Source organism: Campylobacter sp. IFREMER_LSEM_CL1097 (assembly GCF_025772225.1).
Classification (GTDB): domain Bacteria; phylum Campylobacterota; class Campylobacteria; order Campylobacterales; family Campylobacteraceae; genus Campylobacter_D; species Campylobacter_D lari_D.
Genome location: NZ_JAKMRT010000001.1, coordinates 95,520 through 112,539, shown reverse-complemented (window position 1 = coordinate 112,539; position 17,020 = coordinate 95,520). Strand labels below are relative to the sequence as shown.

Here is a 17,020-nt window from a genome sequence, read left to right as displayed (position 1 = left end):
GCAAGGAGAACCAATGCCAAAAGAAAAAATAATTTCAGAAGCACCAGATGTTCAAGGTCTTAGAGTATTAGTTTTATCTCGTGCTATGGAAACAGCCGGATCTACACCAGTACAAGCAGGTTTTTTAACTAGCATTTCAGGACTTAAAGGAGGAAGTAGGGAAAGTCAAAAATTAAGCCCAATTAATGACAGAGATTATGAAGAAATAAATGCAGTAGGTAAAAAAACAAGTGCCACTGTGAATATGTCTTTGCTTTATAAATTTGTAAAAGATGGAAAAACGCAAGATTTTGAAGGTGTAAATTATCTTGAAAAGGCTTTTGAAGAAAATGAAGAAGTTTTTATTATTGTTGAGGTTAATGATGAAAGAAAAACAACTTTAAAAATCAAAATGAAAATAACGGGTTTTGAAGTTACCAGCGAAGCTAATAATAAATTTAGCGCAAATATTACAGCAGAAAAAATAGGAGAAGCAAAAGACATCACTCCTTTTAGATTTGAAGAAGGAGATAATATAGAGCATACTAGCGATGCGTTAAATGTAGGTGATGTTTATGCGGATAAAAAATCAAAAACGATCTATTACTATCCAAATCCAAGCACACTAAAAACGCCACAAACTAATGATGAAAGACTTGTATATATCTTTGATAGCGTTAGAGGTGTGTGTCCATATGCTAATAAGCAGATTTTTAATGAAAGTAAAGAATTTATAGATAGTGAGCAAGAACATGAGGATAAATGGGTAAAAGAAGATGATGAAAACATCATTCATGAAATCAAAAATGAGCCAACTCAAGGTCAAACTTATGAAGAATTAAAAGGCAAGACAATTTATTTTTATCCAAATCCTTTATCTCTTACATATCCAGCAAATAAAGATATAAGAAAAAAATACACATGCGATGGAAGCAGTGGTGTGGCTTCATCTGCCACTGAAGAAGAATTCAACATTAACAAATTTACACAAAAAGGAAGAAAAAAATGAATTTAAAAGATTTTTTACAAAACAATTCTCTTAAAACAAAGGAAATTAATATTGATGGCATTGATGAAAAAATAACCATAAAACAACTTTCTATGTTAGAACAATATGAGCTTATGAAAAATCATAAAATAGAGTTTAAAAAAGATAGTAAAGATGGTGATGATATTAATGAAATCAATATAGAAGCCATAAGCAACAACTCTAATTTTAGAACCGAAGTTGTCTTAAAAGGACTTGTAGAGCCAAGATTAAGCAAAAAAGAAATTACACAGCTTAATCAAGCTGCACTCGCTGTTATTTCTAAAATAGCTGATGAAATTTTAACCTTTAGTGTAGAAGTCCCAAAGCAAGAGAGCAAGGGCGATTAAAATATCGCCTAGCCCTTGCATTAGGAAAAACAATAGGCGAACTAGAACAAAGCATTACCCAGGCAGAATTTAATGAGTGGATGGAGTTTTTGTCTAATGAGCCTTTAGCTTGCGATAGAAATGAAATACAAATTAGTATTTTGCTTAGTATGATTGCATCTTTTATGGGAGTTAAAAACAAATGTGAAGATTTTTTACTAAGTGAGCATTTGAAGCCATCAATTAAGCAAAGTGCTAATACAAATCAAAATATAGATTTAAAAAAATTAGGTTTAGATTTTTTAGAACTTTTAGGATAATAAACTATGATCAATCTCCACGATAAATTCTTTTTCTTTTGGGTTTTCTTGCAAAATTTGACAAAACTGAACTTTTATATCATGATTAAAAAGATTGTTTTTTATACCAAATTGCATAGCTTTTGCACTAAGCAGAGCTTTTTGTGGTTTGTTTTCTTTAAGAAAAATATCAACAGCTTTAGTAAAGCTAGCAAGTTCTTCATCAATAATCTTTTCTTGAAATTCTTTTTTACTCTTAGTTTTAGCCATAAAAAACACCACAAGCAAAAACAGCAAAGTTATAAAAGTAAGTGGCTCATAAGAGTAAAAAAACATTCTAATACCTTTTTTTGTTTTCATTCTAGCTAAATTATATATAAAAGGAAATTAAAGTGGCAAAAAATGTAAAAGTTGGTATAAGTGTTGATACAAATAAAGGAGTGGTTAGTGTTAATAAGTTAAACCAAAGCTTTGTTAATCTAAATCAAAAAACAAAAGATACCAAAGAAAGCTTTTTGGGTCTATCTAAAGCGATACTAGATATGAATGCACATTTTGTGCAAAGCTATCATGGTTATAAAGCTATGTTTGATAGCGTGAGTAATTATGCCAAATCTTTTATAGAATTAAATGCTCAATATGAAAAAACAAAGAAGAATATAGCTTCCTTAATAGCTGTAAATTCATCCAATGTTACATCTTTTGGTAAGACACTAAATATACAAGAAAAATATCAATTGTCATTAAAACAAAGCGCTAAAACACTAGAGCAGTTTAATAATTTATCTGCTAAGTCAGGATATGCTGTATCAGATTTAGCGGATATTTTTTCTAGTTTTTATGCAGGTGCTTCAAAAAATATGAATTTTGATGAAAGTATAAAATCTTTTGAAAATTTAATGCAAACTCTTAAAATATCAGGTCTTGGAGTAGAACAGCTGAAAATGACAATAGATGGTCTTGGAGATGGAGCTGTATTATCAAGTTCTGATCTTGGTAGGTTTTTAAAACAAATCGGACTTACTAACGAAGCTATTAAAGAAGCTAATGCAAGTGGTAATCTATATAATTTAATTATTCAAAAAACAAGTGAAAATGTTAAGGTTGCTCAGCTAGCTCTTGGAGGATATGAAGATAATGTTAGACTTCTAAAGTCAAATATAGATAAATTAAAAAGAGAGCTGAGTAAGCCTATATTTGAAAGTGTAAATGAAAGCTTGTTAAAGCTAAATATTTACATGGAAGAAAATAAAGATAGTATTTCTAGTTTTATTAAAACTTTTCAGAGTTTAACACCTATACTTATTAATGTTTCTTTGGCTTTTGCTAGCTTAAAGGCATACTCTAAAATAGCTCCGATTTTATCTAAAGGATTTTTAGAACTAAAAGCTTCGATACTAGATACTAAAAATGCTTTATATCTACAAAGAGTCGGGTTGCTTTCTAATACTCAAAGTATAAATGAAATAAATAAAAGAACTATTGTTTTATCTAGGGGATTTAAAGCGTTATCAAATGTTGCCAAGAATGCTATACCTTTAGTTTTAATAGAAAGGTTGTTTGCTATAGAAGATGCTTTAGATAAAGCGTATGAGAAAACAGAAAAGTTAAATTCTTCTTTTAAAAGAAAAATTGAAATTTTAGATATAGAAGATTTGAAAAAACAAAAAGAGCAATTAGAAAAAGAGTTGGAAAGTATATCAGATATTGGAAGCTTTCAAAACACAATAGGAAATTTTTTAAAAGAATATTCATTTGAAATCATAGGGGATGATTATAAAAAAGCAATCTCTTATCTACAAAAAATAGATTTTTCTTTTATGGGGGCTATTAGAGAACAAAGTGTTGAAGATGCAAGAGAGATAGCAAATATTGCTCAAAAAATAGCATTTTTAGATGATAAAATTAAGCAAAATGCAAAAGAGGAGGTAAAACTAAAGAGTGTAGAAAAGCTCAATAAGGAGTTAAAGGATGCAGTTGAATTAATAACAAAAATTCAAATTCCAAAAATAGAAAGCCAAGAGTTAGAAAAAACAAACAAAGCTTTAGATGATTTAAATAAAAAATTATTAGAACTTGTTAGTATTAATAATTGGGAGCAAAATAATGCTTTAGTAGAGCAGGTAAACATTATATCTAATGCATTAGCTCATGCTGTTAAAGCTGATGAGGTTAAAAGAATACTAGATCAAGAAGAAAAAGCAAAACTTGCTCAAGAAAAGCATACTCAAATCATAAAAGAGCAAAATCAAGCACTCAAAGAACTTTCACAAATCACTATGAGTGAGTATGAAAAAAGCTTGGAATCTATCAATGAAAAATTAAAACATTTCAAAGAAATAGGTTTTGATAGTAAAACTATACAAAAAGCTAAAGAAGAAATGATTATAGATCTTGATTTAAAAGAGAGTGAAAAAGAATTTCAATCCTATAAGAGTTTAATGCTTGAATTTTATGAAAGTGTTGGTAAAAAACAAGAAGCTTGGGCTTTGAAAGAAATAGAATTAAGAGAGAAATTTGTAGATATTTTAGATAAAGAAGATCTCCAAAAACTTATAAAGACGCAAAAAGAAGCTTTTCTAAATGTAGAAAAAAATGCATCAAAAACATTTAAAAATGTAGAAAATGATTATCTTAAGATGATAGCAAATATGCAAAGAACCATAGAAAGTCGTTTTTTTGATTTTATAGAAGGAAAAATAAAAAATTTAAAAGAATTATTCATAGGTTTAGGCAAATCCTTAGCTATGGATATGCTATCACCTGCTATTAGTTCTATTAGCGGATCAATATCAAGCATTTTTACAAATTCATTAATGGGTGCGAACAATTCTTATCAAAATGTTAGTTTAATTTCTCAAGATTTAGGTTTAAAAAAAGATAATAATGGAAATTTTACCGGTGTTATAGATGGTAAAGAAGTTATTATATCTTCTAATGGAGAGGTTAAAAAAGGACAAGATGTGTTAAATGGTGTATCTAATGTGCTAAGTGGATTTAATGCATTAGAAGGTATTTTAAGTGGCTCTACATTTGAAAAAATACAAAGTTTTAGTAGTTTTAATTTTAGCAGTATTGGTGATAGTTTTACTTCTGTGTTTCAAAATTTTTCTAATTTAATAAAAAATATAGGAACACTAGGAAGCAATATTTTAAGTTTAGGAAGTGCATATCTTGGTAGTTTTTTTGGAGGGACTGCTTTAACTTCTTTTAGTTCTGGTGCTTTATGGAGTTCTTTAGGTATTGGCGGTATAAATGGAGCTTTAGCCGGTGGTATTGGTTCTACTTTGGGTTTTGTTGGTGGTTTAGCTACTAATGCATTAAGTGGTGGTCTTTTGGGTTATGGTATAGGAAAGCTTGGAGATATGTTATTTAAAGCTGATACTCATGCTGGAAGTGGTGGTGCTATAGGAGGAGTTTTGGGTTCTTTAATAGCACCTGGTATAGGTACTTTGGTAGGTGGTCTTTTAGGTAGTGTTATAGGTGGAATTTTTGGAAAAACTAAAGCTACCGGAAGTGGTCTAAGACTTTGGCAAGATATAAATTTTAAAGATCATTTTTCACAAGGAAATTTGCAAAGCTATATTGATTATCAAAAGAAAGGGTGGTTTAGTAAAAAAAGTTGGACTGAATATCAAAATATAAATGATAGAAAGATAAAAGAACTTAATCTATTTTTGGATAATCAATATGCATTATTAGAAAGGTTAGGGGCAAATTTAGACAAATACGAAATAAACGCAGGGAAATATAGTGGCAATTCTCTTATAGATACAGCCGTTCCAAATGCTTTATTAAAAAGTTTTTTAAATACTGATGATAATGAATTAATTAACGAACAAATCAAAGCCATACAGCAAGCTGCTAAAGAAGCAAATATATCTTATGCACAGCAACTTTCTAAGCAATTTGGTCAGTTTATGAGTATGCAAAGTAATATTTTAAGTCAAATATATAAAAATGATCCTGTGAAGGTGGCAAAAATTACTCTAGATGATACCATGTATGCACTAAAAACTGCCATTAGAAATGTAAGTGGTGGTTTTGATATCTTAGGGTTAAAAGAAGATGAATTTAAAAATATTTCACAAATTTCACTAGATAAACTTAATGAGGCTTATAATGAAAGCTTAAGAAATGATTTTTCAACTGAAAATGTAGAAGCTTGGGAGCAATTGTTACAAGCTTTAGCAAGTGCAAATGAGCAAGTAAATAACATCTTGCAAACCATTATTAATAAAACAAGTGAATTAATGCAGATAAATCAAAGTTTTGCAGGTGTTAATGGATTGGATACTAGTGTTTTTAAAGTTAATGATTTGCTTAATCAGTATGCTACTATAATGGGTGGATTAAAAGATGATCTAAGTAAAGAAGAACAAGATATTTTTAAAGATATTTTTAGTGCTAATGATAAGTTGTTAGAGCTTGGATATGAAGGAATAAATGATTTTTTAAGCACTGGTAATACTGAACTTAGAAAACAATTAATAGCCATTATCACTTCCTTTGAACAAATAATGAAAGAGCAAGGTGGTTTAGTTTTTTCATCAGAGCATTTGAATGAGTTAGCTAAGGTTGATGAGCTTATAAAAGCATATGAAGATGAGAATTCAAAAGAATATGCCAAAATTAAAATTAATGAAAACAATAAACTTTTAGAAAATTTAAACAATCAAAAAAATATTTTATCATCTCTTGCTAGCTTTAGTGATAATTTGATTAAGCAAACTATTCAAACACCTCAAATGATAAGTAAAAACTATGAAAAATTACTAAAAAAAGCTAGCGATGATTTTAAAAATAATAATTTTAATTCATCTTCCTTTGAAGAACTAAAGCAGGCAGCAAGTGCCAAAGCAAATGACTTAAGAAATTCATCATCTTATGAAGAATATCAATTTCAAATGTTAAAAATGGCTAATGATATGAAGGATTTAGGAGGTGAAGCTGATTTAAATACAATACAAGATGAGATTGCCAAAATCACATTAGAAAATGAAAAATTAAATGAAAAACTTCAAGAAACTATAAAAGATACATCTTCTATGACTTTAGAAGAATTAAAAAAATATAGAGAAACTCTTTTAGAGCAAAGCCAAAAAGAAGTTCAGGAAATGATTAAGTATCTTGGAAAAGATTCACCTATAGCAAAATACTTAGAAGGTATGATTAAAGAATTAAAAAATGGTAGTACTTTAAGTGTGGCTGCTATAGAAAATTTAAAATATGCTTTGCTTGCGTATCAAAACAATTCTAATAAAGTAGATAGTGAATTAAATCAAGAAATAAAAAACCCTAATAAAAAAGCGCTCGCTTTTGCAGATGGTGGAATAATAACACAAAAAACAAATGCTATTATAGGAGAAAATGGATATCCTGAGGCAGTTATTCCGTTAAAAGATGGTAAGGGATTAAAGGTTGATGTTTCTAATATATTTGAAAGATTAGAAACAGCTCTTTCTAAAGGTATAGATAATGGCTTTAAGCAATTAAATTCTAAATTTGATGGATTAATTACAAAAGTAGACAATGTAGATAAAGGCATTAAAAGACTTTGTATGGATATGTCAATTCTTACAAAACAAACAAGAGAAATTGTAGAAAGGATTGAGAAATGATTATAGTAAGACCTTTGGAGTTTATCATAGAGCAAAATACCATAAGCAAAGATAATACAGCTCTTTGGGATAAAGATAAAACATATAAGATCAACGATGAGGTTTCTTTTAAGGGATATATTTATAAAAGTGCTAGCGATGAAGACAAACATGAAGAACCAGATGTTTATTTCGATAAATGGGTAAAAATGCGTCCTACAAATGAAAATGCATGTTTTGATGATGAGGTAAATACGCAAAGTAAAGACAATAAAACTTGGAGTGTTATTATAGATGTTAAAGAAAGTTTTGATGCCTTAGCTGTATTAAATGCCAATTTATCCAAGATTAAAATACAAACATTGGATAAAAGGGTTATTTATGAAAAATCACTATTTTACAGAAAATCTCGCACATGGTGGGAATATTTTTTTGGTAGATTTAAAATCAACAAAGATGATTTTATATTTTTTAAATATCCCATTAATTCTAAAATAAAAATAACATTCTATGCTCTAAATGATATTGCTAATGTTGGACATATACTTTTGGGTAAAAAAGAAAAATTAGGTATTACTATACACCCTGCTAATCTTACTTATCTTAATTATTCTAAAACAAACACAAATGAATGGGGACATACTACTGTAGTAGATGGTAAAAAAGCGAAATTTTTAGAATTTATAGTTGCCTTAGAAAAAGCTCATTTTGATTACTATGATGATTTAATTGAAAGCATTTATAATAAAAAGACACTATTTATTGCAGATGAAAGTGAAAATGGGTTTAAAAAACTGACCACTTTTGGTATTTTAAAAGATTATTCAGCTCCTATTGAAGACTATGACTTTTTACAAATTAAATTAAATATACAAGGTTTGATATAAAATTTTTATATCAAGCTAACACGCATTTAAACGCCTCAAAAAATTTATAAAATCTATACAAAACATATTTTAAGGAAAAATATGAACTTTGTTAGATCAGATACTGCAAAAATAAGAAATATAGACAATGATAATAATATATTAAGTTTTGTCATGATTTCAAATTCTAATGCTTGTAAGCGTTGGGATTGGGATATGGGTGAATATCTTGAGGAATTAGATATCTCCGGTGCAAGATATAACGAATTAAGAACACTTTTTACAGACCATAATCCGAGCGTAGATAATGCTATAGCAAAAATTGAGAATATAAGAGTTGAAAATAACGAATTGGTTTGTGACTGTATTTTTGCAAAAGATGAGAGAAGTCAAAATATTTTTAAAAAATACAAAGATGGAATTTTAAGTGATGTATCTATCGGATATAAAATCTTAAAACAAACTATAGATAAAGACAGCAATCCCAAGAAAGTACTTGTAAATGAGTTTGAAATTTTTGAACTTAGTGCTGTTTGGAAAGGTGCAGATAAAAATGCAAAAAAACGCTTTTTTGATGAGCAAACACAAAAAGAAGCTAAAGCTTTAGCCCAAGCAAGAGAACGCGAGCTAGAGCTTATGATTAAAACACTTTAAAGGAGAGATAATGCAAAAAATAAGAGAAGAAATAGGTGCTTTACATAAGCAGATGTTAGAGCTTTCTAATAAAGCAAAAAATGAAAAAAGAGCATTTAGCACAGATGAAGAACAAAAATATAATGAAATGCTTAAAGATTTTGAAAGCAAACGCAGTGAGCTTTTAAGACTTGAAGAAGAGCAAAAAAGAGAAAAATTTTTAAATGAAGTTACAAGTATAAGATTAGAACAAAATCCACATCCACAAAAAGAAGAAGAAAGAGACTCTATGAGATCTTTTGTTAAATACTTAAGAAGTGGAGTTATAGACACATCTTTGCAAAGAGATGCATTAAACGAAGCTTCAGGTGATAAAGGCGGTGTTTTAGTTCCTACAACATTGCAATCAAAAATTAGATCAAAATTGACAGATCTTAGTGTAATTAGGAAAATAGCTACTGTGCAAAAATCATCCACAAATCAAGATATACCTATACTTGAAGATATAAGTGGTTTTGGTTGGATTGATGAAATGGCTAGTTTTAATGAGGCAAGTGCTTCTTTTTCAAAATTAACTATTGGAGCATACAAATTGGGAGGTATTATTAAAATTAGTGAAGAATTACTAAATGATAATATCTCAAATTTAGAAAGTTTTTTAATTAGAAAGAGTGCCGAAAAAATTGCACAAGCAGAGGAAGAAGCATTTATAAAAGGCGATGGAAATAAAAAACCAACAGGTATTGTAAATACAAAAACAAAATATGAATTAGCAAGTAATAGTGGCATTACAAGCAATGATGTAATTGATGCATTTTTTACATTAAAAAGTGCATATAGATCTAATGCATGCTGGCTTGTTGGGGATGATTTTATGAAAGCTCTTTATAAATTAGTCGATGGAGATGGTAGACCTTTATGGATGCCAGCGCTTAGTTCTGGTGGATATGACACTATTTTAGGTAAAAAAGTAATCTATTGTTCTTCATTAGATGGTTTTGGTGCTAATAAAATTCCTGCTATCTTCGGTGATTTTAGTTTTTATGAAATTTGGGATAGAGAAACTATGAGCTTTACGAGATTAAATGAATTGTATGCTCAAAATGATTTAGTTGGAATTAAAGTTAGATCAAGACTTGATGCTAAATTAATCACAGATGAAGCAGTTTGTAAAATAGTAACTCCTTCTTAAAGTCTAAGTCATGAAAAAAGTTGAATTTTTATTTTGTTTAAGTGGTGATGTTTTTTATAGAAAAGGTGATGTGGTAGAGCTTAATGATAAAGAAGCTCTACGACTTCAAAAGAGAAATATTGTAAAGATACTTATAGAGCAAGAACAAGTAGAAGAACAAGTAGAAGAACAAGTAGAAGAACAAGTAGAAGAACAAGTAGATGAACAAGTAGATGAACAAGTAGATGAACAAGTAGATGAACAAGTAGATGAACAAGTAGATGAACAAGTAGATGAACAAGTAGATGAAGCTCAGCAAAAACAAAAAGGTAAGGGCAAAAAATGATTATTAAAGAATTAAATGCACCTGAAAAAACTCTTATAAACATAAAAGAATTAAGAGAATTTCTAAGAATAGATAGTGAAGTTTTTGATGAAAGCATAAAGCAGTCTTTAAAAGCTGCCATAACAGAATTTGAAAACAGAACTAATCGCATATTGGTTAAGAATAATTATGAAATATCTTTTTTCAATGAAAGAGTTGTGTTAGCCCCATTTAATTCTTTAGAGAATGCACAATTCAAAGCAGAATTTAAAACAAATTCCAATGTTTTGTATTGTGAAGGTAGTGGAAGAATGATTGTTAATTTAGGTTATGAAGAGCTTCCAGAAGATATAAAGCTTTGGCTTAAAAACTATTGTTTGCACGCTTTTGAAAACACAAGTTTTCCTAATATAAGTAAAGCTCTTATCAATAGATATAAAATATCCTTCTTCTAAGGTTGTTAAATGAAAGCAAAAGAACTTAAACATCGTTTAAAAATATATAAAAAAATGCAAAGTAAAAATGAATTTCAAGAGCTAGATTATGATGAGGTAGTTTTTATAAAAGAAATATTTGCAAGTTGTAAAAATTTAATCGTTGAAAATAAAGAACAAGGCAACATAACAAACAAAACTTCTTTTTGCGAGTTCGAAGTTAGATTTTTAGAGCTTGACATGTCTTATCTGATCGAGTTTGAAGGTGGTAGATATGAAATTTTAAGCATACAAGATGAGGGTATGAGTAAAAGATTTTTAAAAATAAAAGCGAGAAAAATAGATGATTACAACTAAAATCAGTCAATTACCATCACCACCAGATTTAGAAAATCCTATAGATTTTGATAAGCAAGCAGATGCCTTTGTAAGATCTTTAAACCCTTTTGGAAAAGAATTAAATAGCTTGTCAAAAGAAATTAATGAACTTAGTGAATTTATTTCTCAAAAATCAGATGAATTGGTGTCTTTTATAAACTTAAAACTAGAAGAGATTGATTTAGAAGCAAATGAAGAAAAACTAAAACTCTTAAAATATGCAAAAGAATTAGAGCAAGCCTTATTTTTACATACACAAAATAAAACAGAAGAATTGCTAAGTTTGATAGATGAAAAGGGTTTTGAAATTATAGAAAGAATAAATGATAATTACTTAGGGGCTGATTACACTGCTTTAAGTCAATCTTTAGCTCATAATATTTCTATTGAGCGTTTTTTATGGGAAAGCAATATGATAAAGCTTAGCCAAAAAGAAATACCTAACAATGAGCAATTAATCATTGAAGTTTTAAACAACAAAGAAGATACTAAACATACTATAAAAATTTTAAAAGACTTATTAGATCTGCTTAATATGCAAAATGAAATAAATCAAATTTTTAAAGGAGAAGAATAATGAATCAAAAGCCTACACCTCTTATGCTTTATACAATTTTAGAACAAGCAAGTAAAGATATCATAGCTATAAGAGAATACTTGTACAATAGCAAAGAAAAAATAGATGAACATATATTAGAACATATTGATAAATTTGAAGAAAAGGTAAAAGAAGCTATAGCTTCTTATGAAGCTTTAAGCAAAGAAAAGCTTGAAATTCTTGAAGAACTTTATAAGCAAGTGGTTTATCCTTTTGATTTTGCAAGTAGTGATAATGAGCCGGTTAGTCCTAAATTAAACCAAATATGGTTTAAAAAATCAACAGCACAAATATTGCAATTTTTACAAAATCCGACAATAAACTTTATTCAAAAAACACCACCAAGTCAAAAAAAAGAAGGAAGTGTTTGGTTTAAACCTCTTGATGATGAAAACATTATGCAAGGGGAGATTTATGTTTGTGAGAAAGTTTTAGATAATAAAGCTTGGGTTAATCCTGCTTTGCCAAAAGAATTAAAACCTGCTTTTATCAGCGAAGAAGAACCAAGTAAGGCTAACTTGGGTGATATTTGGAAAAAACAAAGCACCGGAGAATATTTTGTATATGTACAAACTAGTAGCGGTAAAACTTGGACAAGTCCTGAAAATCCAAGTGTTTATATTCCAACTCACACCAGCGAAGAAGAACCAAGTAAGGCTAACTTGGGTGATATTTGGAAAAAGCAAAGCACCGGAGAGTATTTTATACATATAAGAACAACAGATGATAATGCTTGGATTTTAAAGCATGATTTAAAGATAGAGCCATATATTTGGGTTGATCAAAAAGATGAAAATATTAAATATATACTTTCTTTGCTTGGTGATTTGCAAAATAAAGATGATGTTCAAGAAAAACATGAGAATGAAGTATTAGAAAAAGAACAAGAATTAAATAGTAAAAAAGATGAATTAGAAAATATAAAAAATCAAATTCAAGAAGAGCTTAACAAAGTTCCACCTGGCGATGTATCTTCTTTAGAAGAAGAAAAAGCAAGACTTGAAGAAGAGATTAATCAAATTCAAAAAGATTTAGATGAAAAAAAAGAGGAATTGGAGGCTATATTAGAAGAAAAAAGACTTGTAAATAAAAAAATGTTAGATGAGGCTTTGAAAACAAAAGTTTCTATAGAAGGAAACAAGACAATAAACGGAAATATAACTTTAAGTGGTGCTTTAACGGCAAATGGAACTACTAATTTAAATGGAAATACTACTTTTAAGCTTATTCCAAATTGTGCAGTTAATCCAACAGCTGATAATCATTTAGCTAGAAAGTGGTATGTAGATTATGGTGGTGGTATTAAAAATTTAGGAACAGTAGGTTCAACAAACATAGACTTAAGACAAGCTCAACATTTTATTTTAACAGCAAATGCAAATACAGAGTTGGGTATAGCTAATTGGGGTGGGGCAGGTAAAAGTGGAACCATAACCATAAATAATTGTCAAAACATAAAATCTTTTAAAGCACCATTTAAATTTAGAATAGCACAAAGTGGTTTTAGTGGAACTGAGACCTTTGCTTATTTTTGCATAGCAGCAAATAACATCAGATTAGTAAGGTCTTAATATGAATACTCTAATGCTTGCAAATTCAATATTTCAAGTTAATTTACCTCCAGAACTTGGCGGAGGCGTGGCTAATTATAATTATATGTTTAGTTTAAATAATCTAGTAAGACCTAATGAATATGTTATGCCTGCTAATTTAGCAAATAAAGAAGTTTTAGTTGTAGGAGAAGTTTGGACTGCAAACAACATGAATAATAAAACTTCAGCAAATTCTATTGATATAACTTGGAATAATTATGCTAATTCACATCGTTTTTATGGTCCATCAAGATCATACACAGCTAATAAAAAAATACCAGTGAAAGCAAAAATAAAATTTGGCGCTATAAACTCAAATAAAATTAGATTTTCTTCATATCAAACAGGTAGTCACAACGCACAAGCAGGGTGGAATACTAGCGATTGTAATTTGCAATGTCGTGGAAACTTGACATTTTATTATAACTAAGGAGGAAAGATGTTTTACAAGATAGATGATAAGGTTTTTTTTAATGAAGATGTGTATTTAAAAAAAGTTATTATTAAAGTAGATGAGGAAGAATTAGAAGGAGAAGATACTTATTTTTTAAGTAAATTAAATGATGATGAGCTTAAAGCTCTTGGTTTTGCTAGAGTGAGTGAGCAAGAATTGCCAAGTTTTGATGAAAAAAGCCAAGAGCTTGTTAGAAAAGAAGAATTTGATGAGCTAAGTAATATCTTTCATATAAAATATGAAGTACGCCAAAAAAGCTTAGAAGAACTAAAAACAATCAAGCTTGATGAAATAAGAGCTAAAAGAGATGAAGCTTTAGAAGGCGGACTTATTTATAATGAGCATGCTTTCCAAACAAGAGAAAAAGACAAGCTTAATATCAATGGAGCTGTAACTAATTTAATGCTTGATATGCAAAGTGGAACTAACTCAATTTCTGAAATCATTTGGATTGATGTAAATGACGAAAAAGTAACTTTTACACCACAAGATTTTTTAAAATTTGCTTCAATGGTAGCTTTTCATACCCAAGAAATTACCTTTAAAGCAAATATTTTAAAAGAAAGAATAGAACAAGCTGAATCTGAACAAGATTTAGAAGCTATTGTTTGGGAGGATTAATATGTCGCATTTAGAAAATTCAGCCAATATAGCTTTATTTGGAGGTTCTTTTATCTTAGCTTTTTTCTTTCAGTTTTTAGCATATACTGGTATTAAAGAAGCTCAAGCTTTTACTTTGTTTGTTATTTTTATATTTTCAGCAATAGTAGGTTTTTGCAGAACTTTAGCTTTAAATGAAAGTGTTAAGGCTTATACCTTTTCTGATCTTTTGTCAAAGTTTTTAATGTTAGGAATACCTTTTATGTTTGCTTTGGGTGCAAAGCAAATAGATGCTTTATATTATTTTGTAGATTATAGTTTTAGCTTCTTGATTTTAGGAGAAATCCTTTCTGTGATGATTAATATTCAATGTATAAAAACAAGAAAGGCAATAGCTGAAGTAGATATTTACAATATTGCAGTTGAGAAAATAAAGAATTTTTCAAGCGGTTTTTTAAAAACAAATACTTATATAAAAGAAGAAGAAAAGGGTAGGCAAGATGATAAGAAAAACACTTAAAAGGGTTATAGTTAAACCTTTTGGCAAAGATAGATTTGAAGTTGTAAAAGAATTTGAAGTTAGTTTGTGTGGTTTAAATTTTATCGTGCCAAAAGGTTTTATTAGTGATGGTGCTTCAGTGCCACGCATTTTTTGGAGTATTTATCCTCCATATAAAAGTGAGTACTTTAGTGCTAGCATCGTGCATGATTATTTATGCCAAAAAGCATATTCAAAAGATGATTATAAGCTAGCAGATAAAGTTTTAAAAGAAGCTATGAGTGAGCTTGGTTGCTCTAAAGTAAAGACTTTTATTTTTTATCATGCGTGTAATACATTCCATGTGGTTAAATGTTTTTTGAAAGGAATTTAAATGCACAGTATATTAGAAGAAATTAGCAAAAACACAAAAGAACTAAATAAAGATTTTGATGAGAGTTTGAAAGTTTTAAAAGAGCTTTATAAAAATGGAGTGAAATTAGATGATGAGCAAGTTAAAAAAAATATATTAGAAATTTTAGGAAATGGCAATTATAAAGGCGAAAAAGGCGATACCGGAGAAGATGGAAAAAGTGCTTATGAAATTTGGCTTGGCAAAGAAGGCAATACAGGAAAAAGTGAAGATGAGTTTTTAGCTTCTTTAAAAGGCGAAGGTGTTTCCAAAGAAGAATTACAACCTATAGTGGAAGAAATTGTAAGTAATCTACCACAAAAAGATGCAGGTTTTATCACTTCTTATGAGTTGCCAAATCCTGATATAAAAGCTGAAGTTGGAACACTAATAAATTATGTTAATGAGGAAAGCTCTACTATTTATTTATGCATAAGAAATCAAGGAAAAGGTTCAGTATGGCTTGATTTGTTTTCTAAGAAAAAGTTAGCTAATGAAGAATATACAAAAATAAAATTTAAAGTCCGAACCTTATCAGGGCAATATGGTGGTTGTTTGAGTGATGTGTTATTTGCTTTTTCTAACGGCTTTGCTCATACTGTAAAACTTGATGAGAGTTTAAGCACAAATTATGATGAAGGTAATTTTATTATACAAAAAAGTGGTTTAGGTGGAACTTCTAATTCCGTACAACCACAAAGAATAGATTGTCTTTCTCAAGTATTAACTAAAGATGAAGTTTTAGGAAAAATTAAAACAACTGGTATTTATAGATCTACTCATAATATCCATCAATCTTTAATGCGTTATTTTAATTTTGACAATACTGCTGCAAGTGGTCAATCTTGGACAACTTGTAGCTTATGGAATTCAAATGGAGAGTATGAGGTAGAAATCATACTTTTTAACGATGAAGTTCCTAATAAATTTTTTGCAAGAGGTACTGGGTATTATGGACAAGTTTATATACATAGTTTAAGTGTTGAAAAGATTATCGCAAAAGCTGATGTAATTAAAGAGATTATTCCTTATGAAGTTCAAGTTTTACCACCTTTTGGTACTGCCAAAGAAAATGAAAATCACGCTGGATATATTTTTGAAAATGCAACTCAAGCTGAGTTCAATAATCAAACAAATACAAATAATGATGAAAATAATCTTTATAAAGATTATGGGAGATATGCAAATTTGTTTTTAATTACACCAAAAGGAGAATAAATGAAACTAAAATTAACTAGAAAGTATTTAAGAAATACTTGTGTCATAGGAGAGTTTAAAGTCTTAGATGAAAAAGAAAATATTCTTTTTGAGTGTTTTTCTTTAGAAGAAGATAAAGAAGGTGCTGAAAGAGATAAAGACTTAAGAGTTCCTGCTGGAGTTTATAATCTAAAAAGACATACACTATCTAGTTTTAATGATAAAGGTAAAAGGGTAGTAGCAGGAGTTAAGGTTTTAAACGATGATGATAGCGTTGTAAATATCTACAACGATGATGTACCTTTTGATAGACACATTTTAATCCATTGGGGAAATACAGACAAAGATACAAAAGGTTGTATTTTACTAGGTTTAACCAAGAGCGATGAAAGTGTCGGTCAAAGCAGACAAGCTTGTAAAAAATTATATGATTTGCTATATCAACAAGATTTATCAAATATAAAATTAGAAATCACGAACGAATTTTAGAAAGGAGATAAAAGTTTAAGTAGGCCAAAGGTGGTATTCTAGCTCCCCTTTTAAAGGGGAAATCAAAGCTAATAAGCCTTGACTATAATTATACAAAGTAGTATAATTATTACTAGAATTTTATGGTTCAATTTAATCACCACCTAACTGAGTGTTGAT

The 17,020-nt window shown here is 29.0% G+C and carries 19 protein-coding genes; 18 read left to right on the top strand and 1 reads right to left on the bottom strand.

The annotated features are described in order from the left end of the window. The first annotated feature begins 13 nt into the window (after nucleotides 1-13). The 3 genes from L8W64_RS00615 to L8W64_RS00605 all read left to right on the top strand — a co-directional run bounded on the left by L8W64_RS00615 (nucleotide 14) and on the right by L8W64_RS00605 (nucleotide 1,655). Nucleotides 14-988 (top strand): hypothetical protein, encoded by a 975-nt coding sequence (locus tag L8W64_RS00615; RefSeq protein ID WP_220568433.1) that lies wholly within the window; start codon nucleotides 14-16, stop codon nucleotides 986-988. Continuing rightward, nucleotides 985-1,356 (top strand): DNA repair protein, encoded by a 372-nt coding sequence (locus L8W64_RS00610; protein WP_214098817.1) that lies wholly within the window; start codon nucleotides 985-987, stop codon nucleotides 1,354-1,356. Before L8W64_RS00615 ends, L8W64_RS00610 begins: the two co-directional genes overlap by 4 nt. A gap of 80 nt (nucleotides 1,357-1,436) precedes the next feature. Beyond that, entirely contained in the window at nucleotides 1,437-1,655 is a 219-nt protein-coding gene (locus tag L8W64_RS00605; protein WP_214126405.1) for a hypothetical protein, read from the top strand. Here L8W64_RS00605 and L8W64_RS00600 read toward each other — a convergent pair. Beyond that, nucleotides 1,647-1,970, bottom strand: coding sequence for a hypothetical protein (locus L8W64_RS00600; RefSeq protein ID WP_257395613.1), 324 nt, complete (start codon nucleotides 1,968-1,970; stop codon nucleotides 1,647-1,649). The two genes, L8W64_RS00605 and L8W64_RS00600, sit on opposite strands and share 9 nt — an antisense overlap. 56 nt (nucleotides 1,971-2,026) lie before the next feature. Between L8W64_RS00600 and L8W64_RS00595 the strand changes: the two genes are divergently transcribed. The 15 genes from L8W64_RS00595 (at nucleotide 2,027) to L8W64_RS00525 (ending at nucleotide 16,861) form a co-directional block, all read left to right on the top strand. Then, nucleotides 2,027-7,255, top strand: a complete 5,229-nt coding sequence (locus L8W64_RS00595) for a hypothetical protein (RefSeq protein ID WP_257399148.1) — start codon at nucleotides 2,027-2,029, stop codon at nucleotides 7,253-7,255. Further along, nucleotides 7,252-8,121: a hypothetical protein gene (locus L8W64_RS00590; RefSeq protein ID WP_139493088.1), complete on the top strand. Its 870-nt coding sequence runs from the start codon at nucleotides 7,252-7,254 to the stop codon at nucleotides 8,119-8,121. The genes L8W64_RS00595 and L8W64_RS00590 overlap by 4 nt, the downstream gene beginning before the upstream one ends. A gap of 81 nt (nucleotides 8,122-8,202) precedes the next feature. Beyond that, on the top strand, nucleotides 8,203-8,754 hold the full coding sequence (locus L8W64_RS00585; protein WP_066006888.1) for an HK97 family phage prohead protease: 552 nt from the start codon (nucleotides 8,203-8,205) through the stop codon (nucleotides 8,752-8,754). Nucleotides 8,755-8,764: 10 nt separating this feature from the next. Next, nucleotides 8,765-9,925: a phage major capsid protein gene (locus L8W64_RS00580; RefSeq protein ID WP_012661561.1), complete on the top strand. Its 1,161-nt coding sequence runs from the start codon at nucleotides 8,765-8,767 to the stop codon at nucleotides 9,923-9,925. 10 nt (nucleotides 9,926-9,935) lie between these two features. After that, entirely contained in the window at nucleotides 9,936-10,250 is a 315-nt protein-coding gene (locus tag L8W64_RS00575) for a hypothetical protein (protein WP_263672598.1), read from the top strand. Further along, a complete protein-coding gene (locus L8W64_RS00570; RefSeq protein WP_012661559.1) occupies nucleotides 10,247-10,684 on the top strand; it encodes a head-tail connector protein in 438 nt (145 codons plus the stop codon). The genes L8W64_RS00575 and L8W64_RS00570 overlap by 4 nt, the downstream gene beginning before the upstream one ends. A 9-nt stretch (nucleotides 10,685-10,693) precedes the next feature. Beyond that, a complete protein-coding gene (locus L8W64_RS00565) occupies nucleotides 10,694-11,020 on the top strand; it encodes a hypothetical protein (RefSeq protein WP_012661558.1) in 327 nt (108 codons plus the stop codon). Continuing rightward, entirely contained in the window at nucleotides 11,007-11,618 is a 612-nt protein-coding gene (locus L8W64_RS00560; protein ID WP_257395770.1) for a hypothetical protein, read from the top strand. The genes L8W64_RS00565 and L8W64_RS00560 overlap by 14 nt, the downstream gene beginning before the upstream one ends. Next, complete coding sequence (locus L8W64_RS00555) at nucleotides 11,618-13,210, top strand: hypothetical protein (protein WP_257395771.1); 1,593 nt, start codon at nucleotides 11,618-11,620, stop codon at nucleotides 13,208-13,210. The genes L8W64_RS00560 and L8W64_RS00555 overlap by 1 nt, the downstream gene beginning before the upstream one ends. Before the next feature lies 1 nt (nucleotide 13,211). Next, nucleotides 13,212-13,661, top strand: coding sequence for a hypothetical protein (locus tag L8W64_RS00550; protein ID WP_012661555.1), 450 nt, complete (start codon nucleotides 13,212-13,214; stop codon nucleotides 13,659-13,661). Nucleotides 13,662-13,670: 9 nt separating this feature from the next. Continuing rightward, nucleotides 13,671-14,306 carry a DUF4376 domain-containing protein gene (locus L8W64_RS00545; protein ID WP_263672597.1) on the top strand — a complete coding sequence of 212 codons (636 nt, stop codon included), beginning with the start codon at nucleotides 13,671-13,673 and terminating at the stop codon, nucleotides 14,304-14,306. 1 nt (nucleotide 14,307) lies between these two features. Continuing rightward, nucleotides 14,308-14,805 carry a hypothetical protein gene (locus L8W64_RS00540; protein ID WP_214135135.1) on the top strand — a complete coding sequence of 166 codons (498 nt, stop codon included), beginning with the start codon at nucleotides 14,308-14,310 and terminating at the stop codon, nucleotides 14,803-14,805. After that, the gene (locus tag L8W64_RS00535; RefSeq protein ID WP_214098826.1) at nucleotides 14,786-15,157 is read left to right on the top strand and encodes a DUF1353 domain-containing protein; all 372 of its coding nucleotides are present in this window, start codon (nucleotides 14,786-14,788) and stop codon (nucleotides 15,155-15,157) included. The genes L8W64_RS00540 and L8W64_RS00535 overlap by 20 nt, the downstream gene beginning before the upstream one ends. Beyond that, nucleotides 15,158-16,393, top strand: coding sequence for a hypothetical protein (locus tag L8W64_RS00530; protein WP_257395773.1), 1,236 nt, complete (start codon nucleotides 15,158-15,160; stop codon nucleotides 16,391-16,393). Beyond that, nucleotides 16,394-16,861, top strand: a complete 468-nt coding sequence (locus tag L8W64_RS00525) for a DUF5675 family protein (protein WP_257395774.1) — start codon at nucleotides 16,394-16,396, stop codon at nucleotides 16,859-16,861. Nucleotides 16,862-17,020: the final 159 nt, after the last annotated feature.

Coding starts and splice junctions, on each gene's coding strand:
- L8W64_RS00525 (WP_257395774.1), top strand. CDS start 16,394: ATGAAACTAAAATTAACTAGAAAGTATTTAAGAAATACTTGTGTCATA.
- L8W64_RS00555 (WP_257395771.1), top strand. CDS start 11,618: ATGAATCAAAAGCCTACACCTCTTATGCTTTATACAATTTTAGAACAA.
- L8W64_RS00530 (WP_257395773.1), top strand. CDS start 15,158: ATGCACAGTATATTAGAAGAAATTAGCAAAAACACAAAAGAACTAAAT.
- L8W64_RS00545 (WP_263672597.1), top strand. CDS start 13,671: ATGTTTTACAAGATAGATGATAAGGTTTTTTTTAATGAAGATGTGTAT.
- L8W64_RS00585 (WP_066006888.1), top strand. CDS start 8,203: ATGAACTTTGTTAGATCAGATACTGCAAAAATAAGAAATATAGACAAT.
- L8W64_RS00615 (WP_220568433.1), top strand. CDS start 14: ATGCCAAAAGAAAAAATAATTTCAGAAGCACCAGATGTTCAAGGTCTT.
- L8W64_RS00560 (WP_257395770.1), top strand. CDS start 11,007: ATGATTACAACTAAAATCAGTCAATTACCATCACCACCAGATTTAGAA.
- L8W64_RS00575 (WP_263672598.1), top strand. CDS start 9,936: ATGAAAAAAGTTGAATTTTTATTTTGTTTAAGTGGTGATGTTTTTTAT.
- L8W64_RS00610 (WP_214098817.1), top strand. CDS start 985: ATGAATTTAAAAGATTTTTTACAAAACAATTCTCTTAAAACAAAGGAA.
- L8W64_RS00570 (WP_012661559.1), top strand. CDS start 10,247: ATGATTATTAAAGAATTAAATGCACCTGAAAAAACTCTTATAAACATA.
- L8W64_RS00605 (WP_214126405.1), top strand. CDS start 1,437: ATGGAGTTTTTGTCTAATGAGCCTTTAGCTTGCGATAGAAATGAAATA.
- L8W64_RS00550 (WP_012661555.1), top strand. CDS start 13,212: ATGAATACTCTAATGCTTGCAAATTCAATATTTCAAGTTAATTTACCT.
- L8W64_RS00580 (WP_012661561.1), top strand. CDS start 8,765: ATGCAAAAAATAAGAGAAGAAATAGGTGCTTTACATAAGCAGATGTTA.
- L8W64_RS00540 (WP_214135135.1), top strand. CDS start 14,308: ATGTCGCATTTAGAAAATTCAGCCAATATAGCTTTATTTGGAGGTTCT.
- L8W64_RS00565 (WP_012661558.1), top strand. CDS start 10,694: ATGAAAGCAAAAGAACTTAAACATCGTTTAAAAATATATAAAAAAATG.
- L8W64_RS00535 (WP_214098826.1), top strand. CDS start 14,786: ATGATAAGAAAAACACTTAAAAGGGTTATAGTTAAACCTTTTGGCAAA.
- L8W64_RS00600 (WP_257395613.1), bottom strand. CDS start 1,970: ATGTTTTTTTACTCTTATGAGCCACTTACTTTTATAACTTTGCTGTTT.
- L8W64_RS00590 (WP_139493088.1), top strand. CDS start 7,252: ATGATTATAGTAAGACCTTTGGAGTTTATCATAGAGCAAAATACCATA.